Raw genomic sequence first — 23018 nt, forward strand, 5'->3', positions numbered from 1 at the left:
AGAACTTTGGCCCTGACCTGCTGCGACGCTCATTGCGGGCCCTGGACCCGCACTGCTGTGATCAGCGTGGTCCGGCCGTTCTCGTGCAGGTGGGCGATGGTCTCGGCGTGGCTGCCGCCGAAGTCCGGATGGGCCAGGGTTGACTCGTCCAGTACCCCCCCGAGTGCCCCGCCGGCCCTTGGGCGACAGGTTCACGTCAGTCGGCGGCGAGCGGGGCCGTGGCGGTGAGGTAGGCCGGCCGGCTGTCGATGAACGTCCGCAGCCTGCTGTCGATGCTCGCGTAGGCATTTCCCGTGGGTCCCAGCGTCGCGGACCGTCCTGCTGCAATCAGGATTGCGGGCGCCGGGGCTCCCCGGAACGGGGTGTCGTGTCTCTCTTACGAAGGTGGGACGGTGGTGGCAAGGCCCCGGTCCGTGGTGCCACTGCTCGCGGTCTGCGCGGGTTACTTCATGGTCATCCTGGACGTGACCATCATCAACGTCACCGTTCCCGTCGTGGGTCGGGAGTTGTCGGCCTCGCTCACCGGAATCCAGTGGATCACCAACGGTTACACGCTGGCTTTCGCCGGCCTGCTGCTCACCGGCGGCGCGCTCGGGGACCGACTGGGCAACCGCCGGATCTTCTGTACCGGGGCAGTGGTGTTCATAGTGGCCTCGGCCGGCTGCGGGCTGGCCCAGCACACCGGGACCCTGGTCGCCGCCCGGCTGCTGGAGGGAGCCGGCGCGGCACTGATCGTGCCCGGCTCCCTCGCCCTCCTCCAACAGGCATACCCCTCGCCCGCCGAGCGCTCACGCGCCTTCGGACTGTGGGGCTCGATGGCCGGCATCGCCGCCTCCGCCGGCCCCCTCCTTGGCGGACTCCTCGTCACCACCGTCGGCTGGCGATGGGTCTTCTTCATCAATCTGCCCATCGGATGCGCCTGCCTGCTGCTGACTCTGCGCCACGTAGCCCCCTCGCCCCGGCACACCGGCCGCTCCCTGGACTGGCCGGCCCAGGGTGCGATCCTCGCCACGGTGGCTCTGCTCACCGCTGTCCTGAACGAGGCCGGACGACGCGGCTGGACAGACCCGCTGATCCTCGCCGGGGCCGGCCTGTGCGTGCTGGCCGCTGCCCTGTTCGTCCTGCGCGAGCACCTGGCCCGCACTCCCGTACTGCCGCTGCGGCTGCTGCGCTCGCGCGCGCTGAGCGGCGCGGCGGTGATCGGCCTGCTGTTCAACTTCGGCTTCTACGGCATGATCTTCACCGCCAGCCTGTACTTCCAGCAGCACCGCGACCTGAGCGCACTGCGCACCGGGCTCGCCCTTTTCCCCGCAGTCGCCATGACGATGTTCGCCTCCGTCCTGTCCGGGCGCCTCGCACGACGCACCGGACACCGCCCGCTGGTGGTCTTCGGCATGCTGCTGGCAGCTGCGGGCCTGGCCGGCTGGGCAGCCGCCGGGACGGACCCGGGCTACCCGCTGCTCGTCGCACCGATGATGGCAGCCGGATTCGGCACTTCCTTCGCCCTCACCGGCTCGACCACCACCGTCATGACAGCCGCACCCGAGGGCTTCTCGGGCACCGCCTCCGCCCTGTTCAACACCACCCGCCAAGTAGGCAGCGCCGCAGGTGTCGCACTGGGCGGCTCACTGCTCGCCGCGACCGGTGACTTCACAGCGGGGCTGCGAACCAGCATGGTCATCGGCGCGCTCGCCTATGTGGCAGCCGCCGCTCTCGCGTTCTCCTGCATTCCGCCGAAGGAGATCCACCACACCGGCTGAAGTTCCGCCGACCAGCCACCGACGCGAGAGCAAGCCGACCCGCTGGGAGTTCCCGGTCACTCATCGTGAACGCCTGACAGGTCCTTGGGTTTGGTGCACGTGGTCTGGCGCCTCAAGGCAGCATGCGTGTAACGCAGCGACATCTCCGCGAAGCCGAGCCAGCCCGGTTCACCACGACCCTGCCCCACCAGCTCGGCTCAGCGTCCCACGGTGCACTCGCCAGATGACATCCCAGGAGTCCTCGGGGGGGCCAGCCCCCATGCCCGACCGTCAGCCCCTCGACGAGCACGCGCCCTCCGTGTTGGTCTGTTTCCTGCCGGTGTGTGGGAGTTCAGCCCGGCGGTGTAACGGACGCGGGGGGAGGGGGTCTTGGCTGTCGGTTTCGATTTCCGCGTTCTGGTCGCGGGGGACGTGGGATACAGGTGACGGAGGGGGAGTTGTTCGCGTAGACAGGATTGCAGCGGGTCGGTTGCCTTCGGTCCTTGTTGGGTGCTCGTCCGGTGTCCGGCGGAGTGGTGACCGGCCTGGGTCCTGCTCCGCCGGACGTGCCCGCTGTGTTATCGGGCCGGTGGTTTTATCCCAGCAGGCGGCCGAAGCCGACCGCGGACGGCTCCAGTCCCAGGCTTGCCTCGCCGAAGGCGATGCTGCCCTGGGTGACCGGGCCCGAGCTGCTGCTCTTGATCAGCCATACACCGCCCTGGCCGGTGTTCTCTTCGGGGGCGGCCACCGCGAGGGTGGCCGGTACGCCCTTGGCGGCGGTCACGATGTGGACCTCGCCGCCGAACGCGTCGCCCTTCTCGTCGACGCCGGGGACGTTCGCCGTGGACTGGCCGATCACCTTTGTGTCGGCGCCCGTGATGCCCGAGGCCCGGCCCTTGAACACCAAAACGCCGCCGGCGTCCCTGGCCGTGCCCACGTCCTCGCCCGGCAGACCCACGACGACCTCGCCGTAGCCGTCACCGTCCAGGTCCTTGACTGCCGCGCTCGCGCCGAGGTCGTCGCCGCTCTCGTCGGCGCCGGGCACCCCGGCCGTGCTCTGGGTGATCCACTTCGGCTTCAGTGTGGTGTTCTGCCCCTGGGGGCCGCCGTAGACGACCGCTACCGCACCTCCCTTGCTCGGGAAGTCCAGGTCGCTGTCCAGGCCGGTGGGCTGGCGTGTGAAGACCAGGTCCGGGTAGGTGTCCCCGTTGACGGAGCCGACGGTCACCGAGGAGTGGTTGAGGTACGTCCCGGGGGCGGCGACGATCGGGGTCTTCTCGAAGCCTGTGCCGGTCGACAGATACAGCGACGCCGAGCCGCAGTCCGGCTCGTCGCTGCAGCCGCTGCGTACCAGCAGGTCGTCCTTGCCGTCGTTGTTGATGTCCACGGCCTGCACGCTCTCGTAGACGGTGATGCCGTCGGCGACCAGGGCCGTGCGGGTGCTCCCGACCGAGCCGTCCGCGCCGATGTTCTCGCTCACCACGATCTTTCCGCCCCAGTCGGCCGGGTCGATCCCGGCCACGTCCGTGCGGCCGTCCCCGTCGAAGTCGCCGACCGCGTTGCCCTGGCCGTGGAACTCCACCGCCCGGGTTGCGAGCCCGTTCGTCCCGCCGAACAGGATGATGTGCGTGTCCTGGCCGGCCGATGCGAGCAGGTCCGTGTATCCGTCGCCGTCGATGTCGGCGGCCACGCCCGCCCCGAACCGGGCGTTCGCCGTGACCGCCCCGGGCACCCCGGAGGAGTTCTGGCTGATCACCCGGTGCCGGGCCGGGCTGATGCCCTTCGCGTCACCCGGGTACACCGCGATGTACCCGGCCTTCGTGATGCCGGAGACGGTTCCCTCGGGCACCGGGGCGAACATGTCCTCGTAGCCGTCCCCGTTGAAGTCGACGTGCTGCCCCGTCACCGCCGCGGCCCCGGTGGCCGCAGCCGTACCGGACAAGGCGAGCGGAGCGGCAGCCGCGGTGACCGCGAGCACCACCAAGACCGCAGACGCGGTACGGAATCGAGAATCCAGCATGGTCCATCCCCCTGTTGTACGAACGAGCACTTGTCAGCGGCGGCACCCGGATCTGCGGCCATGGCCTCCGCCCCCGCAACCGGCCGGCTGCCCCGCCCTCCTGGAAAGACCACTCGCACGCCAAATGGTTGCGCTGCACGCCTCCACGCAACGCCGTCCGACGTCCGACCGTGCACCACCCCTCCCCGACGACCCGGCCCCGACGACCCGGCCCTGGCACCCCGTACCTGGCAGGCCACCGACCGTGAGCTCGCGCCGCCGCACCGAGGCTCTCCTCCCACGCCGCATCCGCCGGCTCCCACACAACGCGCAGCGCCTCCAGGCCGGTTGCCCGCTCCGGAAGCAGCACCGGGCCTTCCGCTCGGCCCGAGTGTGGTGGGGGCTCAGCGCCAGTCGTCGATCACGTAGGCGTCTCGGTGGCTGTAGCCGGGTTCGTTGGGCCTGTGCATGGTCACGCCCTGCAACCAGGTGCGGAAACCTCGGTCGACCATTCGCCGGTAGGCATCCGGGCGGGCCAGGTTCATTCCGGCGTCCAGTTGACCCAGTCCGCGCTCGGCGGCCAGCTGCTCGCACGCGGTGAGCAGTCGTTCGAACCGGTCGGCGGCCTCCGGGCCGGGGCGTACGGCGCCGAATTTGACGAAGCACACGTCTTCTCCGGCCTCGGACCCGGCTCCGCAGTGGCAGACGGCCAGGCCATCGAGCTCTGAGCCGGCGCCCTGAAGCAGGATGGTGTCACCGAGTCCCTGCGCGTGCGTGGCCACGATCTCGCGTTCCAGGCTCAGGCCCTCGTACACGGCCCCGGTCAGTGTGCGACAGAGGCTCAGGGCGTCGGGCTGCTCTGCGGCGGGCAGCTTGCCGTACAGCACTCGGCCGGGGACCGCGGTACTGCCTGCGACCTGCTTCTTCATGATGGCTGTGAGGAATCGGGGCCAGAAACCGTACCGGCGGTAGAGCTCAAGGTGTTTGGGGCTGTGAGAGAAGGTGAACAGGCCCAGGTGGCGGTTCTCCCAGGTGTCGAAGCAGTCCATGACCGGTTCCATGAGGCGCCTGCCGACGCCCTGGTCCCACAGGTCCGGACGTACGGTCAGCGGGCCGAAGTACCCGACGCTGCCCCAGTTGACGGCGAAGTTCGATCCGGCGACTTCGCCCTCGACCGTCGCTGCGAAGGCCGCCTGTGGATCGGCCGCCCAGCGAGTGCGGACGTAGTCGGCGGTCCCGAAGAACGTCTTCGGCTCGGGAACCCCGAGGAACGTCCCGAAGGCGACCCTGAAGATCTCGTCGGCCCGATCCAGGTCCGCCTCACCCAGCGGGCGGACCGACACCGGGCCCGTGCCACTCTTGCGCTCCTCTGCCGGTGGGATCATCGCTCTCTCCTTCCCGACCCCCTCTTTCATCGCACCACGGGCGTGCGCCGCAGGCGAGGCGAAAGGTCCACCGATACCCAGGGGCCGAGGACCGGGCGGGTCTGCCGTGCCTGTCCGCCGGGAACTGCAGCGGTCACCAGGACGAATACCGACCGGTCGAACAACGGCTACTACAGGAACCGAGGCCCAGGAAGGCCACTTTCTGGCCGGGACGGGGAGTCAGTCGCCGGGTGCTGTCCGTTCTTGTGAACATCGACCTCGGCCGCCCGGGTGGGTGCCTCCCGGGGTGCTGAACAATCGCCGTCGTGATCGGGCTCTGGCTCAAGTTCTGTGGAGTGTCACTCCCTGTGGCGTAGGGCTCTTGACGGCCGGTCGGCTGGGAGCCGTTCTCATGGCTGGCCAGGCCCGTCGAGGCGTTCCGTGGGACCGGCGAAGGAGAGGAAGAGAGTCCGGGTGGTGAGCAGCCAGGTGTCGTCCACCTTGCGGAACGTGTCTTCGTAGTGCCCCACCTGAACCGGGGGCCGCGGCGGTACGAGGCCCTCGCTGTAGCCGTCGACACGGTACGTGGTGAAGTAGGTGGTGGCGGCGGCGGTGTCCGCAGAGGTCACGGTAACCAGGATGTTGGTGCATATACGGCGTGACAGCCGGTCTGCGGGCCGGTTGCCGAAGTAGATGCGCAGGGCGTCGTGACCCGCAATGCGGCGGTCGCCGGCGGGCCATTCCCAGGTGCCTTCCTGCGTGAAGAGGTCCGCCACCGAGCCCGGGTCCCCGAGGTCGAGCCGGTGGACGAACTCGACGACCAGCCGCTCACAAGCCCGCTCTGCGAGCAGGCGCTCCATCGGGTCAAGAGTCTCAGCATTCATGATCAACTCATATCAGGTCGCCTCGGGTGAGGCTGCGCAGCCTCACCCGAGCTGGACCCCGGTTCCGGGCGCGTGCCCGTCCGCGGCCGCCCCCACCTGCCGATCCGTGACTCAGTGTGGCCAGTCCACAGAACGTGTGCCAGAACTGTGATCGGTGAACACCATTCTTTCCCGACCCGGTCGCCGAGATCATCGTCGGCACTCGTCGGCACTGCCTTCAACCGCGGATATCAGGATCACGGGTGCTGCGCTTCCGGAGCCGGCGTTAGGGTCCCGTCATGGAGATCATCAAGGGCGCAGGCGTGTGGACGCACCCCGGCGAGGCCGGCAATGACTGGATCGAGCAGCTACGGACATCGGATCTGTCGGTGGGAACGTACTGCATCCCGGTCGGCGGGCGTGATGCCCAGAGCCCGCACACCGAGGACGAGATCTATGTCGTCACAGCCGGGCGCGCCAAGATCGAAACACCAGGTCGAACGGACGAGGTGAGTCCCGGGACGGTGATCTTCGTGCCGGCTGGTGAAGAGCATCGATTCACAGAGGTGGCCGAAGACCTGGTGCTGCTCGTGGTGTTCGGGCCTGCGTACGGCTCGCGCTCGACCAAGTCCTAGCGATCAGGAAGGGGCTCTCCTCAGAGGCCGCCGGAAGATGAGGCTGGCCAACGGCAAGAAGACATCGTGGAGTTCGACGCGTCGTTCCCCCACGCAGGGCGAGGCGTTTGGACGGGTGGGGCAGGGCGAAGGTCTGCTCGGCGACGTAGCGGAGCCTGCCCAGGTCCTGGTGTTCGCAGCGCCCTTGCGGGAGATCACCGGCATGATCCGGCGACGCCGCAGCTCACGCCGCACGGCTTTCGAGTCGTGCGCCTTGTCACCCAGGACGGACTCGGGCCGCCACCTTGGCCGACCGGGGCGTCCGGCGAGCGGCGGGATGCCGTCGACCGGGGCCAGGGTCCCGGTGATGTCGTTGACGTTGGCCGCGGTGGTGGTGACGTGCAGCGGGGTGCTGTGTCCGTCGCAGATCAGGTGGTGTTTGCTGCCTGTCTTCCGCCGGTCGACCGGCGACGGGCCGGTTGCGGCTCCCTCTTTTGTCGCGCGGACGTGGGAGCTGTCCATGCGCGCGGGTCCGGCCGAGTTCGCCGGCCGCGTTCAGCTGGGCGAGCAGCAGCCGGTGGCTGGCCAAGGCTCCGGCTTGCTGCGAGCGATCCTGCCGTCGCCAGCAGGTCTGTTCCAAGCCGAACCCAGTTTCGGTGGCAGGAGTCGCCAGGCCACATCGTTGAACAGACATACAGAATTCCCTGCAAACAGAGTCTGTCCGGAAACCGGCCTCGGGCCCGGAGACCGCGAGACCGCTCAGGTCAGGGCGGCAGCAGCGGTTTGATCAAGGCCGGCGACGCCGAACGGGCCTTCGTGGGGGATCAGACTGCGTCCACTGTGTGGACGACGTACTCCGCACGCGGCCCGCCGGCCGGCCGTCGTCGCAACCGCCTGCCCGGCTTGGAGTCCCTTGCCGTGGTGCGAGGCCCGCAGGTCGCGGCGGGCGGCAAGGATCTCGGGTTCCGCCGCGCCATCGCCGGGGAGCGAGGAGGTGGCGGCGTTGACCAGGATGTCGGCGTGCTGCTCTGTGATGTCCCCGCGCACGAGGGCGATCGTCGGTCGTGTCGTCATGCGGTCATCCTGCTGTCAGCCCTGGCGTTCATCTGCCGCCTGCGGTGGCCGGTGGGCCGCTGCGAGAGCGTTGCGGACAGCAAGGCGACCGGCCTGGCGGAACGCCCGCGGGTGGGAGTCGACCGGGTGGAAGCGCATGCGCCGCAGGACTACCGCCGTGGCCGGAGACAGCATGGTCCCTGACTGTGTGAGTTCGTCGCGTATGCCCGCCTCCACAGCGGCCTGGCACTTGGCCTGCCACTCGGGATCGTCGTCGCCGTCAACGACCAGATCGGCGGCCATCTCGAAGGTGACACCCCTCTCCCACGGCTCGAAGTCCACAGTGACCTCCGCGAAGTCGGAGGGACAGCTGGCTTGGCGCGCGTAGACGGCTCGGACACCCCGGATCGGGTGAAGCGGGAACGTTGCAGTGTCAGAGTCCACGGGGCCACGATAGCCAGTGAGGTCGGTCCGCACGTCATGCCGTCGCCGCGCACGCCCTCGCCCTCGTACGCCAGCGGATCCCGGCAAGCGGCGCGTGCTTTCGAGCAGGGCGGCCTGGCGCCGGGAGAGCGGTCTCTCCAAGGCCGGGCGAGGCCCGGGGTGGCGGGCGCTCCGCAGACGCATGGGAACACGCCCCGTACCGCCCGTGCCGACGGCGGTACGCAGGTTGCCCTGTAACTCCTCCTCGCCCTCGTCGAAGCGGTCGAGGCGGCCCGTTGCTGGGATAGAGCACGTGAGCCTGTCGACCGTCGGAGCGCACCTCAGGGTGACCGACGTGTGCGGAGGCGGGCGTCAAACCTGGGCGGTCCGCGCCGGGGCCACTGTCGTGCAGGGCGTCGGCCTGCACGCCACCAGGCGCTGGTACGCCTGACGGTCGTGGTCGAGGGCGACGCCGGATCTCTGCGGCGCCTGGCCGGGCACGTCGAGAAGGGTGAGGTCGGCGTGAGTGGCCCGGGCATCGCAACCGTGTGGCACCCGGGCACCGCAACCGTGTGGCACTCGGGCATCGCAACCGTGTGGGACTCGTGCCCCTCCGCCAGGTGGACGAAGGGGCACACACCCGGGGCATGACGAGGTGTCAGCGTGACGTGCCGGAGTTCACCACCCCGCGAGTACGCCGATCCGCGACGCGATACCGGGGGGCGGCTCAGCCGCGCTGGGCACGGATGAGGTCGCCCGACGCGATGCCGGGGGCGGCTCAGCCGCGCTGGGCACGGATGAGGTCGCCTGACGAGATACCGGCGGGTGGTTTAGCCGCGTTGGGCACGGATGAGGTCGCGGTACCACGCGAAGGACGCTTTCGGGGTGCGGAGCTGGGTGTCGTGGTCGACGTGGACGAGGCCGAAGCGCTGGTGGAAGCCCTCGGCCCATTCGAAGTTGTCCATCAGGGTCCAGGTGAAGTAGCCGCGCACGTCCACGCCCTGGGCCACGGCGGTGGCGACGGCCTGGAGGTGGGTGTCCAAGTAGTCGATGCGGTCGAGGTCGAGGACGGTGCCGTCCGGGTTGACGACGTCCTTCGTCGAGCAGCCGTTCTCCGTGATGTAGACCGGCGGGAGTGCCGGGTAGCGCTCCTTGAGGCCGACGAGTAGTTCCCGTAGGCCGTCGGGGACGACGGGCCAGTCGAATGACGTGCGGCGGTAGCCCTCGATGGGGGCCTCTTCGAACGGCAGTCCCTCGGACGTCGGCGCCTGGATCCGGGTCGGGTTGTAGTAGTTGATGCCGAGCGCGCTCAAGGGGGCCGAGATCAGTTCGAGATCGCCCTCCCGCACGGAGCCGCCGAGGGTCGTGTCCGCGCCGAAGTCGGACAGGTCCGGGTAGGTGCCCGTGAGGATCGGGTCGTTGAACAGGCGGTTGTGCAGGTTGTCGTAGGCTCGCGCGGCGGTGTGGTCGGCGGGGGAGTCCGAAGCGGGCCAGACAGGGGTGCAGTTGTTGGCGATCATCACCTGGAGGCCGCGCGCCCGCAGCTCCCTCAGCGCCAGGCCGTGGCCGAGCAGTTGATGGTGGGCGACCGGCAGGCAGTCCAGGAACAGGGTGCGGCCCGGTGCGTGAGTGCCGAGACCGTAGCCCCAGACCATGTGGATGAACGGCTCGTTGAGTGTGATCCACTTCTGGACGCGGTCGCCCAGCCTGTCGGCCATGATGGCGGCGTACTCGGCGAAGCGGTGCGCGGTGTCGCGGTTCAGCCAGCCGCCGCTGTCCTCCAGGCCCTGCGGGAGGTCCCAGTGGAACAGGGTCGGGACAGGTTCGATGCCGCGTGCGAGCAGGCCGTCGACCAGCCGGTCGTAGAAGTCCAGACCCCGGGGATTGACCTCGCCTGTGCCGGTCGGCTGGATCCGGGGCCAGGCGATGGAGAAGCGGTAGCCGGTGAGGCCCGCCTCGGCCATCAGCGCGATGTCCTCGTCGTAGCGGTGGTAGTGGTCGCAGGCCACGTCTGCGGTGTGCCCGTCGCGGATGGTGCCTGGTCGCGCGGTGAAGGTGTCCCATACCGAGGGTCCGCGGCCGTCCTCCTTGGTGGCGCCCTCGATCTGGTACGACGCCGTCGAGGCGCCCCAGATGAAGTCCGCGGGGAGATGGTCCAGTGTCACGTCTAACCTCCTGAAACATGAGCAAGGCTCACGTTAACCCGCTCGGTGGGATGATGGAAGCGTGAATCAAGATCGCACCGCAGGGACGCTGCGCCGGCTGCCGGTCCAGAAGCGCAGCGCCGAGCGCTTCGAACGGCTGCTGGACGCTTGCGCCGAACTCCTGGACGAGGTCGGCTATGCAGGGCTGACCACCAAGGAGGTGGCCCGCAGGGCCGAGGTGCCCATCGGGACCCTTTACCAGTTCTTCTCCGACAGGGAGGGGCTGATCGGTGCGCTCGCCGCCCGGAATCTGGAGTCCTTCCTGGGGCGGGTCGCGGACCGGCTGGAGCAGGAGGAGCCCGAGGGCGTCCCGGGCATCGTGGATGTGACCGTCGACGAGTTCGTGACCATGCGCCGGACGATCGCCGGTTTCGGCGTGGTCGACTTCGGCGCGGTGGGGCAGGACCACATCCTGGAGCCGACTCTGGACAACAACACCGCGGTCGCCGGAAGGCTGCGCTCGCTGACCGCCTCTTTGATTGGGGTCCAGGACGACGCCGATTTCGAGATCGCGGTGCGGGTGGCCCTGGAGTGCGCCGACAGTGTGCTGCAACTCGCCTTCCGTATCGATCCGTTGGGCGACGCCCAGCTGATCGCTGAGTGCAAACGAGTCCTCAACAGCTATCTGAGCGATCGACGCCGGTAACCGGCCCTGGGGCCTGTCGTCGGACTTCCGCCTGCCGCGCGGTGTCTGGCACGCACGCTCGCGGCGTTGCCGAGATGCCCTGGTAGCTCCGCTACGAGGACATCCCGGCGCCTTGCGATCGCACGCACCGGACACCGCGCGGCCCGGCCTTCGGCCGGACGACGGCAGTTTGACGGCAGGCCCTAGCGGACGGCCTTGACCTTCCAGACCAATACCGCGCCCAGCGCGGACATGGCCGCCGAGCAGAGGAAGAGCGAGCTGTAGCCTCCCGGGCCGCCGAGCACGACCGAGGCGACCGGAGGGACGAGGACGTAGGGCAGGGAGGTCATCAGGTTGGCCAGGGCCATGTCCTTGCCGCGGTCCGCCGAGGCGGGGAGCACCTCGGTGACCAAGGCGGTGTCGACGGCCAGATACACGCCGTAGCCCAGGCCCAGGATGACGGCCGCGACCAGCGTCATGGTCCACGTGGGCGACAGGGCGAGCGGGACCGCGGCGACGGCCATCGTGACGCCGCCGAGGAAGACCAGCATGCGCCGCTTGCCCAGCTTGTCGGAGAGCCAGCCGCTGAGGACGACCGTAGAGATCGTGGCCAGGCAGTTGATGCCGATCACGATGAGCAGACCGTCCTCGGTGGACTGGCCGGGGAACAACTTCTCGTAGTGCAGTACGTCGTCCAGGAAGTACGGCAGGTAGAGCGTGCCCATGCCGTAGCCGAGACCCATGATGAAGCGGGAGCTCATTGCCCAGACGAAGTCGGGGTGTGCGCGCGGGCTGATCCGGTAGCCGTCCAGGAAGGTGCGCGGTGAGAACGGTTCGCGGTGCCGGCGGGGCAGCGGCGGATCCTTCATGGTGGTCGCGAACAGCAGGATCAGGAGCGGCAGTGCGGCCATCAGCAGGTACTGCGAGGCGAAGCCGGTGACCAGGCCGATCAGCAGCCCGCCCGCGATCAGGGCGCCCGCCTGCGGGACCATGGCCCAGCCCAGCACGGCGCCGCGCTGGGCGGCCGGGACCTGGTCGGGCACCACCGGGGAGAGTCCGGCGCCGATGATCATGAACGAGGCGGACAGCACGAGGGAGCCGAGGGCGACCCCGGCGACCGTCGTCTGGAGGCCGGTGAAGACCAGCGTCGCCATGCAGGCGAGCGAGCCCGCGAGCAGCCACGGCCGGCGGCGGCCGAACCGGCTGGTGGTGCGGTCGCTGAGCGCGCCGGCCAGCGGTGCGATGACGATGCCCGAGATCGCGCCCATCATGCTGACCCAGGCGTAGCTGCCGACCTTCCCCGCCGGGTCGATCTGGGCGATCTGCTCGGGCATCAGGAACGTGGTCGGTATCTGCATCGGGATGAACACCCCGATGTTGGCCAGGACGTACAGGGCGACCCAGCCGGGGCCGACCCGGTGGACGGGCTCGGCGCGGGCCTCGGCTTGCTCGGGCAGCCGGCTGCGCTCGGGGTGGTCGGGCAGGTCGGGGGCGAGGTTCATCGGGGCACTCTCTTGAGGTGGACGAGCTCGCTCGTCCAGTCGAAGGGCAGCAGCGGCGGGAGACCGTGGCTGAGCAGGACGGCGCCCTCGTGGACGGTGCCGGTGGTCTCGTCCCGGTAGCGGGCGTCGGGGTCGAGGGCCTTCAGCCGGGTGCGGGCGACCGGGCGGGTCGGCGCGGACGGCTGGAACTGGAAGACGACGGCCTCGTCCTCGGTGAGGTACTGCACGGCGTCGTGCTCCAGGCGGTACTGGACGCCGCCGTGCACCACGGGCCGGATTCGCTTGTACTGCTCGACCAGCATGCGGGCCCAGGCCAGATCCTCCTCGCTCCACTTCCGCAGGTCGCCGCCGATGCCCAGCGCCCCGGCCATCGAGACATGGAAGCGGTAGCGGACCGAGGTCGGGCGGGCGCTGAAGCTGTGCGGGCTGTCGGTGACCCAGGCGCCCATGGTCCGGGCGGGCAGCAGCTGGCCGTGGCCGTGCTGGATCGCGACCCGGTCGGCGGCGTCGGTGTTGTCCGACGTCCAGACCTGGTCGGCGCGGGCCAGCACGCCCAGGTCGGCCCGGCCGCCGCCGCCCGCGCACGATTCCAGGTACAGGCCGGGACGGGCGGTACGCAGCCGGTCCATCACCTCGTAGACGCCGCGCGTGTGCTCGATCCAGACCCGGTCGGGGTCGGCGGCCCCGGGCTGCCCTGCCTCGCTGAAGGGCCGGTTCATGTCCCATTTGAGGAAGACCACGTCCAGCTCGGTGACGGTCCTGACCAGCCAGTCGACCGCCCATTCCCGGACGTCGCGACGGGCGAAGTTCAGCACATGCTGGTGGCGGCGCCGGGTGCGGGTACGACCGTCCTGGCACAGGATCCAGTCGGGGTGCGCACGGTAGAGGTCGCTGTCGGGGTTGACCGCCTCGGGCTCGACCCACAGGCCGAAGCCCATGCCCAGCGTGCGGACGTGGTCGGCGAGCGGGCCCAGACCGTGCGGGAAGCGGTCGGGGTTGGGCCACCAGTCGCCGAGCCCGGCCATGTCGCTGGTGCGGGCGCCGAACCAGGCGTCGTCCACGACGAAGACCTCGACGCCGAGACCCGCGGCCAGGCCGGCCAGCCCGGTCTGCTGCTCCTCGCTGATGTCGAACTCGGTCGCCTCCCACGAGTTGAAGATCAAAGGGCGTTCGGCGGGGCGGGCGGGCAGCACCTCGCGTTCGACGTAGGCGTGCCAGCGGCGGCTGGTGCCGCCGAAGCCGTCGGGGGCATACAGCCCGGTGAAGACCGGGGTCTCCAGACGCTCGCCGGCGGTCAGCTTCCAGACCAGCCCCTCGTGGCCGAACCCGCCCGTCCAGGATGTGCGGCCGTAGGTGTCGCGGCGCAGGGTGATCCGGCGACTGCCGCTCCAGGCCAGGGCCGCGCTCCAGACCTCGCCGTGCTCCTCGGCGGCGTCCTGCGCGTCGAGCATCAGCCACGGCCCGGCGTGCTGTCCCGTGATGCCGAGGCGGCTGGTGAACACGGTCTCCCCGACGGGCACCCGGTCGCGCCGGAGTTGGAACTCCCGGCCCCATTGCCCCACCACATGACTGACCCGGTAGTCGTCGCGGGCGGGCAGCGTCCAGGCGGCGGAGTCGAACCGCAGGACGTCAACCGGCTCGTCGGTGGTGAGGACGGCCCAGCGCTCGATCTGGTCATGGCCGTCCCGGAGCCGGTAGTGCAGGTCGAGACCCAGGGAGCGGACACGGTCGGTGAAGGAGAGCGTGAGCAGGTCCTCCTCGACCGTGTGCGAGAGGAACCGCCACTCGAAGCCACGGACACCGTCGTCGAACCGGACGGTCAGCGACGGCGCCCCGAACCGCAGGCCGCCCTCGACCACGTACTCCTCACCCCCGGGGTCGTCGCCGCCGGGGTCCTCGTCGGGCAGGTCGGCCGCGATCACGACGGCCTGCTCCGGGGTCAGCGGCCGGCCCCAGTGCACGTGCCGGGGGACGTCGTCGGCGTCCAGCCGGAAGGCATACGAGGTGCCGGGAGTGCTCAGGAGCCAGAGGCGGGCTTCGGAGTGGTGTGTGATCACGAAAATCCTCAAACGTGAGTAGGGCTCATGTTTTGCTCATACGGTAGGCATGCGAGCCCGCAACGCCAAGCCCCTGACGGGCGCTATCGAATGTCGCGGCGTGTGGTTCCCCGTGCTCTGCGCGGCCCGGTCGGCGCACACGCCGAAAGCCGGCCGGGGCCGGCCGGATCAGGAGAGCTGATTCGGCCGGCCCCGGCCCTGGACCTGGACACCCCCTCACCGGTGCGTCAGTCGGCGTAGATGCCGACCTCGCGAAGTGAGTAGCCCCACTGGGTGCCGCGCTCCAGCCCCTTGATCCGTATGTAGCGCGCCGGAGTTCCGGCGAAACGCGCCGTGTCCAGTCCGCCGTCACCGGCCGCCGTGGACCAGACCGTCTTCCAGGACGTGCCGTCACCCGACAGCTCGACGCGGTACGACTTCGCGAACGCCGCCTCCCAGTCGAGGGTGACACGCCCGACCGGCTTCGAGGATCCGAGATCGATCCGCAGCCACTGGTCGTTGTTCCACTCGCTGGCCCAGCGGGTGCCGCCGTCACCGTCCACGGCCTTGCCGGGCGCGAAGCTGACGAACGGGTCCCACCATTCCGACGAGGACGCCGAGGCGGCGGCGCCCGAGGCCAGGTTCGCCCCGGACGTGTGCTGCTCGGTGTTGCCCCAGGTGCGCAGGTAGGACTCGGCGCCCGAGAAGAGGTCGTCCACGACCCCCTGGCCGCCGACGATCCGGATGTCCTCGATCCAGTCCGGGACCATGCCGTAGTGCGCGGCACCATCGGTGTTGAAGTCCCATGTGCGCTCGCCGGCGGTCTGCTTGTCGATCACCGAGCCGCCGTCCGTGCTGCGGAAGGGGTACGTGACCGGGTTCGGGGTGTCCCCGCCCCGCGGGGCGGGCCAGCCGCCGACACCGTTCATGTCGGTGCCGTAGCCGTAGCCGACGTTGTACTTCTCGCGCAGCGCGTCCGTGCGCTCGGCCTCCGCACTGAACGCCTCGGAGCCGCTCATGTACTGGGTGGCGAACCCGCCGAGCTTGTAGAGGCGCTCGGTCCAGCCCAGGTCCATCCAGCTGTGCGAGGAGATGGCGCCCGGGTACGACTCGGACTCCAGGATGTCGAAGGCCTGATCAGCGGCCTTGACACTCATGTGGTCGAGCTCCAGCATCATGTGACGTTCCATCATGCCGCGTACCGCGTACGCGCCCAGACCGGTCAGCCCGCGGGTGTTGCACTGCGCGTCCGAGGCGTACGAGGGGACAGCCACCCCCGCCGGCAGCAGCTTCTCCGCCCCGGGCGCCTTCGCGTTGCCGATGGGGTTGTCGTGCTGCGGGCCGCGGCAGGTCTCCGTCTTCCAGAAGGTGCCGGTCGACAGGAACTGGCCCACGTTGATGGCCGTACCGAGGGCGCCGGAGTCGTAGCGCACCCCGCACAGGGCGTTGTCGAACTTGTGACACAGGAACATGCTGCGCACGCCCAGTTGGTGCAGCTCGTCCAGGCCGCGGTCGATGTCCTCCTTGCTGCACTGCGCGACATCAAGGATCTGCTTGCAGCCGAACGGCTCGGAGGTCTCGACCCCCAGGACGACGGCCAGCTTGCCCTGCTTGATGACCTCGCGGGCCTGCGCGCTGTCGGTGACGATCCGGAACCAGCCCTTGCCCGGGCCGCCGTACATCTTGTCGATGAACGCCTGCATGTCATACGTCTTCTGCGCCTCAAGACGGATGGCGGTCATCTCGTCACAGCTGCGGTCCTTGAAGAAGTAGACCGAGCAGATCACGCCGTTGGTGACCAGGTCGTTGACCAGCACTCGCTGGCCGCCGCGCCAGGCCCGCTCGATCCAGGCGTAGTAGTTCTGCTGGTGGGTCAGTGAGTCGTGGGCGGGCCAGTCCTTGAACGTGGGCCACCCGTCGGGGTCGTGCTTCCCGTCGCCCTTGGTGATGAAGTCGAAGACGGCACCCGTACCGTCGGGGTAGTGCTCGGGGCAGTCCTTGAGCGCGTCGGCGACACCCTGCCCCGAGAACGGCTTGCCGCAGATCAGCCGGCCGCCGAAGCCCTCGTTGGACATGATGTGGTCGTGGGCGTCGACGAAGCCCCTTACACGCCCCTGGGCGTCGGTGCCCTTGAAGGGCTCGCCCGTCACGCCGATCTGCGCGTCGGGTGCGGGCCGGGCGGCCGGATCCCACCAGTTGGGCTCCGCCGCGGAGCTGGGCATCGGGCCGAGTGCCAGGGCCATCACGGCGAGGAGCAGCGACACCACCGTGAGGGACCTGAGACTGCGGTACGGAGGTTGAACCATGGTCATCGCATAGATCCTTAAATGTGAGCGGGACTCATGTTCTGCTCACAACTTAGGGATACAAGCCCACAACGCCAAGCCCCTGACGGACCATCATCGGAAAATGAGGAAGAACACCCCACCGAAAACGGGGCACTCGCACGCCTACTGTCGAAATCACGGAACGCACGGGCGCCCCGGACACGACGGGCGCGTACACAGACACCTGCGGCAACGGGCGTGACTACGGCGCGGGCAGCCGCCGCGCCGTGACCCATCACCCGAGATCCTCGCCCCACACAAGCCGGGTGCAGCACAGCCTGCACTCTTGACCTGCGGCATCACGGCACGCGACGGCCGCTGCACAACTACGCGCAACCGGCTCGCCCGCGAGCGATCACGCCGTCGCACTTCTTCTGCGCGCGACATGCCCACCGCATCACACACGACGACTGCGCCAGAGGCATACGGCCATCAGATGACCGGCGGAACAATGCCGTCAACCCATGGCTGTGGCAGCACGGACGACGCGGGCAGGGCGAGTTGATGCCCATTCGACGCCGAGCTGCTCCAGGCCGAGCTTGTCCCGCCTCGCACCCCCACTGGAGACCCACACGCTCAGCTTCACGAACACCGACACCGCCTCGCCGCCGACCGAGGGCCGTAACGTGCCCCGGGACCTCGACCTCGGCGACCGGGCCCGCGCCCTGCACCAGCTGAAAGTCACCCCCGCCGCGCACTTCCGGATCGTGTCGATGCTCAGGACCGCCCTGCCCCACCACGAGGCAGGGCTCCTGGTGTCCAACCGTCAGTGGCCGCTGCTCGCCGCCCGGATGCAGCGCATGGCCGAGGACGCTGTACCCGTGGCCGCGCACCTCGCCCGTCTCCAGCCGACCGACGCCTCCTGGCCAGGGCGAGCCCTCACAGACCGCGGGGCGCCTGCTCCTGGCCACCCACCACACACTGACCACAACGCCCGGCGAGCCCCTGCCGACCAAGCCTCGCGTCTCCGCGACCGCGGCCCGCTCCCGCCCCACCACAGCCCCCACCGGCCACCAGGCCCCGACCGAACCAGCCCTTCCCGCACACAGCCAACAGACCGCACCTCCCCAACGGCAGAGCCGCACCCAGTAGCCCCACCGGACCCGGTGCTGACGTTCCAGATTTCTGGAACGACTGTGGGCCTGTCCATCACGGACGGGCCCACTGGCTTTGTCCACGAGATTGGACAGCACTTCGACACCGTTGGGGAGGCGGGAAGCCCACGAGGCCGGGGCGGAATGTTCACGAGTTCGACAGCCCCACCAAAGGGGCGGCCTGGGCGGGCACCGAGCCCCTGACATACGTTCGAACCTATGACGCGCACCCTGAGATCCCGGCTGGTGGCCCAGTGAGCGGCTGGTGGGCCTACTTGGAGGAACGGACCTGCCGAGAGGTCGATGCCGACGTGCTGCGCGACCGCCGGCTGTCGGCGGTCAGGTCCGTCTGGGAGGCGCTGCGCCCGCTAGGGGTGGGCCTGCACGAAGCCGAGCGGGTGGTCCACGCGCGATACGAGGCTCTGGGCGACCACGTCCAGCGCACGCCGCCTGATGCGCTGGACCTCCCCTCGCTCGCAGCCCGCGTCGCGGCTCTCCCGGGCCGCGTGGTGGCGGTGGAGGCGCTCTGGGACGGCGATACAGTGCACGACTGGTTCGTGCTCCTGGTCGCGGTCCTGAACGCCCCAGAGGGGGAGGGCCACCTGGCGACCGTCTACCACCGCCGTGACGGCCCTCATCCTGGTGTTGCCGCCGCCGTGGCCGGTCGGGCGCTGGCCGGCCACCTTCACGTGCCTTTGGGTGGCGATAGTGTTCCGGGTCGAGCTCTCACCGCTTGGTGATGGGGGACCGGGTTTCAGTTCTCTGAGCTGAGCTGCTGTTTCATCAGGTGGAGCGGGTGCTGGTCAGGTGTGGTCATGTTCCGGGTGTGTTGATCAGATTCGTTGAGTGCTGGTATGTGGTCATCCAGTACAGGGCAGTGTCGATGTCGCGGGCGGTCCAGTTGCGGATGGGGTCTGGAGCTGGTCGATCGCTTCTATGTAGCGGCTGTAGCGGCCGGGTGCGTGGCTGAGGGGGATGCCGAGGGTGCGCAGTCCGTTGTGGGCTCGGCGGTCGTAGACGGCCATGCGGTCCGGTGCGGCTGCTGTGAGGACGGCGGAGGCGAGGGCGTCACCAGTACGGAAACCGGGTAGTGAGGCCAGGGCTGCTCGGCTGGCTTGCGCTGCCGAGCGGCGGCTGAGAGAGGTGTCACGGGCGCACTCGACCGTGAATCGTGGACGACGACTTGTGGGCACTGATCGAGCCGCTGCTACCTCCGTGGCCGCAACACTCAGCGACACGGCGCCGCTTCTCCTCCGCTTCAACGCGGGCGACCTGCTCGCAGTAGCGGGCCTCGCCATCGGGGCTGTCGAGCGCGTCGCCAGGGCCTGTTCGTCCGCACGCCCCAGGCGCCGCCACACCGTCGGGGTCAGCGGGTGTGGGTGGGCTCATGGGCACCGCCTCCGTTACTGGGTGCGTCGGTGCCGTTCGACGCTACGGAGGCCGCCGCTCGTTCCACAACAAAATTGCGGAGGTTCACTCCAGGGCGTTGAGCGCAGCCCGAATGAGCGCGCGGGCCATGTCCCCGTAGACCGCCATTTCCCCGCTCCTCTACGCCGAGGCGCCCGCTCTTTTCGCACTACCCTGGCCCAGGTCCCAGGGCTAAGGGCTGTCCCGTAAGCCGTGCTTCAGCTGACGGTGGCAGGGCGCGGGGGTGGAGAAGTTGGTGGCAAGCTGACCGCGAGTAAGGGACGATCACGACGTGCACGGCTCTGCTCTTGCCAGACGCGCCCGAACGCGTTGAGCGGTGTGGTGCCGTGCTGACGTCGGATGGATGCTCGGCTTGGCGCCTTCCACGCCGGGCCGGAGAGGACGCGTGTGTCGCTCGCTCTTGAAGATCGCTTGGCCATCATCGAACTGGTCTCGTTGCACGGTCACCTCGTTGACGACGGAAGCCTTGACCGGTTGGAGGAGCTGTTCACCGCCGATGTGGTCTACGACCTCACCGACTTCGGTCAGGAGCGGCTGTCCGGGGTGGCAGCCATCCAAGAAGCGGCATGGGCGCTGGGAGCGGCCAACCCTGTCGCGCATCACGTCACCAACGTCGTCGTAACCGCATGGGCGGACGGCCGGGTGCAGGTCCGTTCCAAGGGGCTGGGTGTCAAGGCGGACGGCTCCTGCGGTTCCGTCTCCTATGACGACACCGTCGTGCGTACCGCTGACGGCTGGCGGATCAGCTACCGCAGGGTGTCGCCACGCCGAACTCCCTTGGGTGGGATGGCAAAGCCTGGCTGACGAGGCACGTCTCGCCTGGTTTTAGCCGGTGAGGACGACATTGTGCAGGCGGGCGCTGCCGAGCATGGCGTGGTGGACGCCGTCGCCTTTGAGGCGGCAGTCGCGAAGGATCTTCCAGGTCTTCATGCGCGCGAAGACGTGCTCGACGCGGGCTCGGACTTTCGGTGGGAGGCGTTGTGATCCTCCTTCCAAGCGGGAAGTTCGTCCTGGTCGCGCTCGCGGCGGTGCGGGATGACCAGGCCCGTGCCCCGGTATCCACCGTCGGCGATGACAACGGCTCTCCCGACAGTGGCCTTGGCTCCGGACAGTTCCCATGCCTTGCAGTCGTTCCGGTTGCCGGGCAGGGGTCGGCCGACGGCGACGACGAGCCGGGTGTCGGCGTCGATGACGACCTGGTGGTTGGTGGAGTACCGATAGTTCTTCGACTGCTCGGCGACCGTGTGGTCGCGGGTGGGGACCAGGGTGCCGTCCACGATCAGCACTGTCTCCTTGCGGAACCGTTTTGCGAGCGCATGCGGGCCACGCAGCGACCTAATTCCAGGACTCGACCATCCGGTCGGTCCGCCACCTCACTAGCCGTTCGTGGCACCAGCGCACCCCACGGGCCCCGGTCTCCTCGGGAGCTCTGACGGCTCTGGAGTATCAGGGGGTCACCGTGCGGCGGGCTCGCACTACCAACACCAACGAGTGATCAAGCGGACAGTGTTGACGGTGGTGGCGACCTCGAAGGCACCGAGCGCCGCCGCTCTGGATAAAGGGATCGAGTGCCCAGACGGCTCCAGGCGTACGGTCGGTGCCCGCGAGGCTGCCACCACCTGCGCCGCGGAAGGCCGGGATGAGAGAAGAGATCGGCCCCCGGCCCTCGAACGGACTGGTGGCAACCTCCGGCTCCCGCGGCCCGTTACCAAGGAATTAGGACGGCTCCGACGCCGTGATCAGACCAGACACGACAAGAGCTCGTGCACGATAGGGATTGGCGCTCTCCCTCGACTGCATCCATCCTGGTGACAGCCTAGTCCCTTGACAGCAGGCACCGCTGGCGCGCCCGAATCCTCATGGTGCACGAGGTCGTTAGACGGTGTACTTTCCCGGGGCGAACCGCTCGACCGCGTCAACGATCAAGTCAGCTTGACCCGGCCGCCGTCGGCGCCAGAGGGAGTTGCCGAGCGAATACATCACCACCGCTCTCGGCCCGCCTGAGGCGTTCCGCTGCTCCGGGAGTGCACCTGCCTTCAGCACCAGCAGCAGGTAGCTCCGCCTGCTGTTGAACCGGACCTTGTCGATATCGGCCCAGCGCACGCTCTCCGTGCGGCGGGTCCCCACCTTGCTGATGCCCGTTGAATCGATACGCAGGGCCGGATATCGCCACGCAAGCGCGAGCAGCGGCGGCAAGCTCACCACTGCTGCTATCACCGGCAGTCCCACATATCCGCCGACGCCCGGCCAGCCCACGGCCCCCATGCCCTCACCCTGGATCAGCGCAGCGGACACAAATACCATGAGCCCTTCGACGATCACCAGGGCGAGCATGGCCGCGAGGAGCGCACGGAGGTAGGTCCCGCCGCGGCGCGCCCGCTCAGCGGGGAGCTCTAGCCCTTCGGTGGAACCGGGGGGTGTGGACATGATGTTTCCTCCGTTTGAGCCTCAGGCGGCGAGTGCTCGTCTCACAACTCGGCGCTGGAGAAGCGTGGTTGGACGTCCGATATGAACTGTCCGGGCTGGAAACATCATGTCAGCATGATCGCGGGAAACGAGGAGGGGGCAGCGGTACGTCGCGCGTCGCCTACGCCCACCACGCACGCTCACAATGCCTTGACCAGGGTTGCCGCTACGACCCCGCCAGCTGACAAACCTACAGAGCCAGACCCCCAACCCGGAGCCGGCGCCCACACAGGCCACGGCTACCGAGCCAGCAGCACCGTCAGCAAGAGGCAGCAGACGCCGTGTGGAAAAGTCGTCCACCGCAACGACCCCGGTCATGTCCAGGCACCAGGAGGGATAGCCGGGGTCTGTGAGCAATTCAGCGGCCCGTCTGTCGAGAGGGCGCTGACCAGCCGAACTGTCAGCCCGTCTCCCGGCGAGGGAAGAAGCGCCGCCGCAGCCGATCGCCGACTTCACCTACGGCAATCACCAGCACAGCACTCGCCGCACACCCCTCGAGGTCTGTCGGCTGATCGAAAACCTTGGCCAAGAACAAAAAGGCCGCGGTAATAGCCGCCCACCACATAACCCACAAGCTGATCGCGGACCACCAGCGCCGTCTCTTCACGCATCAAGATACGTCCCTCGCCCTCCGCCCAGAGCGGCCTGGGATCAGAAACAGGTACTCATCTTGACGTCTAACGTTTCAGGCTGAACAGCGCCTCGATCGCCCAACGGTCTGGGGGACGGGCTCGGAGTCCCTGGATCAGTTGGTTTTGCTGATGGTGCTGCGGGCCGCGAGGCGGAAGTCCTTGACTGCTTTGTAGAGGGTCCGCTCTCGTTCGGCGGCAAGGGCGATGTTTTCGGCCTTGCGGGTGGTGTTGCCCGCGTGGGCGTTCTCGGCCATCCGTCGCATGACGTGTGAGAGGTCGCTGGAGGCGACGGTGACGCGTTCCGCGACTTCCGCGACGGGTGCCGGCCCTTCGAGGATGACGATTTCGCAGGCGCGGTGGACCTCGCGGGCCAGGGTGATGAAGCGGCCTATCTTCTCATCGATGTCGGGCAGGTCGGGTTGTTCTGAACGCAGCGCGTCGAGGACGGCGTCCATGGCGATGTCGCGGTCATGGAGAGCGCTCAGGTAGCCGGCGTAGGCGTCGCGGCGATGCTGGCGGCTCCATTGGGCTTGCTGAGACCGTGCCTGAGCGCGGCCGTTGACGATTGCGGCCCCGAGAGTGGTGGCGGATCCGACGGCGGCGCCCAGCAACGCGGCAAGTCCTGAGTCCATGGGCCCTAGTCTGCCGT

Annotated in this window: 16 protein-coding genes and 3 pseudogenes; 4 read left to right on the forward strand and 15 right to left on the reverse strand. The window is 68.9% G+C overall.

Annotation, left to right across the window (positions count from 1 at the left end):
* Positions 1–38: 38 nt before the first annotated feature.
* A pseudogene (locus OG230_RS36110) lies at positions 39–304 on the reverse strand (pyridoxamine 5'-phosphate oxidase family protein); the annotation flags it as partial.
* 91 nt (positions 305–395) lie between these two features.
* Here OG230_RS36110 and OG230_RS36115 point away from each other — a divergent pair.
* Positions 396–1760, forward strand: a complete 1365-nt coding sequence (locus OG230_RS36115; RefSeq protein WP_443051460.1) for an MFS transporter — start codon at positions 396–398, stop codon at positions 1758–1760.
* A gap of 574 nt (positions 1761–2334) precedes the next feature.
* On the opposite strand, the gene OG230_RS36120 is transcribed toward OG230_RS36115, so the two are convergent.
* From OG230_RS36120 to OG230_RS36130, 3 genes are all read right to left on the reverse strand, one after another.
* Entirely contained in the window at positions 2335–3759 is a 1425-nt protein-coding gene (locus OG230_RS36120; RefSeq protein ID WP_328907983.1) for an FG-GAP repeat domain-containing protein, read from the reverse strand.
* 383 nt (positions 3760–4142) lie between these two features.
* Positions 4143–5123 carry a GNAT family N-acetyltransferase gene (locus OG230_RS36125; protein WP_328907984.1) on the reverse strand — a complete coding sequence of 327 codons (981 nt, stop codon included), beginning with the start codon at positions 5121–5123 and terminating at the stop codon, positions 4143–4145.
* 389 nt (positions 5124–5512) lie between these two features.
* Positions 5513–5986, reverse strand: coding sequence for a nuclear transport factor 2 family protein (locus OG230_RS36130; RefSeq protein WP_328907985.1), 474 nt, complete (start codon positions 5984–5986; stop codon positions 5513–5515).
* A gap of 278 nt (positions 5987–6264) precedes the next feature.
* On the opposite strand from OG230_RS36130, the gene OG230_RS36135 reads away from it, so the two are divergent.
* Positions 6265–6600 carry a cupin domain-containing protein gene (locus tag OG230_RS36135; RefSeq protein ID WP_328907986.1) on the forward strand — a complete coding sequence of 112 codons (336 nt, stop codon included), beginning with the start codon at positions 6265–6267 and terminating at the stop codon, positions 6598–6600.
* Between the two features lie 3 nt (positions 6601–6603).
* On the opposite strand, the gene OG230_RS36460 is transcribed toward OG230_RS36135, so the two are convergent.
* The 4 genes and pseudogenes from OG230_RS36460 to OG230_RS36150 all read right to left on the reverse strand — a co-directional run bounded on the left by OG230_RS36460 (position 6604) and on the right by OG230_RS36150 (position 10220).
* A complete protein-coding gene (locus tag OG230_RS36460; RefSeq protein WP_443051462.1) occupies positions 6604–7101 on the reverse strand; it encodes a transposase in 498 nt (165 codons plus the stop codon).
* 348 nt (positions 7102–7449) lie between these two features.
* A pseudogene (locus tag OG230_RS36140) lies at positions 7450–7653 on the reverse strand (O-acetyl-ADP-ribose deacetylase); the annotation flags it as partial.
* 15 nt (positions 7654–7668) lie between these two features.
* Positions 7669–8259 (reverse strand): hypothetical protein, encoded by a 591-nt coding sequence (locus OG230_RS36145; RefSeq protein WP_328907987.1) that lies wholly within the window; start codon positions 8257–8259, stop codon positions 7669–7671.
* 626 nt (positions 8260–8885) lie between these two features.
* Positions 8886–10220, reverse strand: coding sequence for a GH1 family beta-glucosidase (locus OG230_RS36150; RefSeq protein ID WP_328907988.1), 1335 nt, complete (start codon positions 10218–10220; stop codon positions 8886–8888).
* A gap of 61 nt (positions 10221–10281) precedes the next feature.
* Between OG230_RS36150 and OG230_RS36155 the strand changes: the two genes are divergently transcribed.
* Complete coding sequence (locus OG230_RS36155) at positions 10282–10905, forward strand: TetR/AcrR family transcriptional regulator (protein ID WP_328907989.1); 624 nt, start codon at positions 10282–10284, stop codon at positions 10903–10905.
* A 182-nt stretch (positions 10906–11087) separates the two neighbouring features.
* Here the strand turns inward: OG230_RS36155 and OG230_RS36160 are convergent, their stop codons facing one another.
* From OG230_RS36160 to OG230_RS36175, 4 genes are all read right to left on the reverse strand, one after another.
* Positions 11088–12386: an MFS transporter gene (locus tag OG230_RS36160; protein ID WP_328907990.1), complete on the reverse strand. Its 1299-nt coding sequence runs from the start codon at positions 12384–12386 to the stop codon at positions 11088–11090.
* Entirely contained in the window at positions 12383–14443 is a 2061-nt protein-coding gene (locus tag OG230_RS36165) for an alpha-galactosidase (protein ID WP_328907991.1), read from the reverse strand. The genes OG230_RS36160 and OG230_RS36165 overlap by 4 nt, the downstream gene beginning before the upstream one ends.
* A 227-nt stretch (positions 14444–14670) precedes the next feature.
* Positions 14671–16734, reverse strand: a complete 2064-nt coding sequence (locus OG230_RS36170) for a discoidin domain-containing protein (protein WP_328907992.1) — start codon at positions 16732–16734, stop codon at positions 14671–14673.
* A gap of 1477 nt (positions 16735–18211) precedes the next feature.
* Positions 18212–18445 carry a hypothetical protein gene (locus OG230_RS36175; RefSeq protein WP_328907993.1) on the reverse strand — a complete coding sequence of 78 codons (234 nt, stop codon included), beginning with the start codon at positions 18443–18445 and terminating at the stop codon, positions 18212–18214.
* Between the two features lie 1213 nt (positions 18446–19658).
* On the opposite strand from OG230_RS36175, the gene OG230_RS36180 reads away from it, so the two are divergent.
* Positions 19659–20075 carry a nuclear transport factor 2 family protein gene (locus OG230_RS36180; protein WP_328907994.1) on the forward strand — a complete coding sequence of 139 codons (417 nt, stop codon included), beginning with the start codon at positions 19659–19661 and terminating at the stop codon, positions 20073–20075.
* 21 nt (positions 20076–20096) lie between these two features.
* On the opposite strand, the pseudogene OG230_RS36185 reads toward OG230_RS36180, so the two are convergent.
* The 3 genes and pseudogenes from OG230_RS36185 to OG230_RS36195 all read right to left on the reverse strand — a co-directional run.
* Positions 20097–20578, reverse strand: a pseudogene (locus OG230_RS36185) (transposase); the annotation flags it as partial.
* Between the two features lie 568 nt (positions 20579–21146).
* A complete protein-coding gene (locus OG230_RS36190) occupies positions 21147–21698 on the reverse strand; it encodes a PH domain-containing protein (RefSeq protein ID WP_328907995.1) in 552 nt (183 codons plus the stop codon).
* A gap of 784 nt (positions 21699–22482) precedes the next feature.
* The gene (locus tag OG230_RS36195; protein WP_328907996.1) at positions 22483–23001 is read right to left on the reverse strand and encodes a proline dehydrogenase; all 519 of its coding nucleotides are present in this window, start codon (positions 22999–23001) and stop codon (positions 22483–22485) included.
* Positions 23002–23018: the final 17 nt, after the last annotated feature.

This window comes from Streptomyces sp. NBC_00234 (genome assembly GCF_036195325.1).
Classification (GTDB): domain Bacteria; phylum Actinomycetota; class Actinomycetes; order Streptomycetales; family Streptomycetaceae; genus Streptomyces.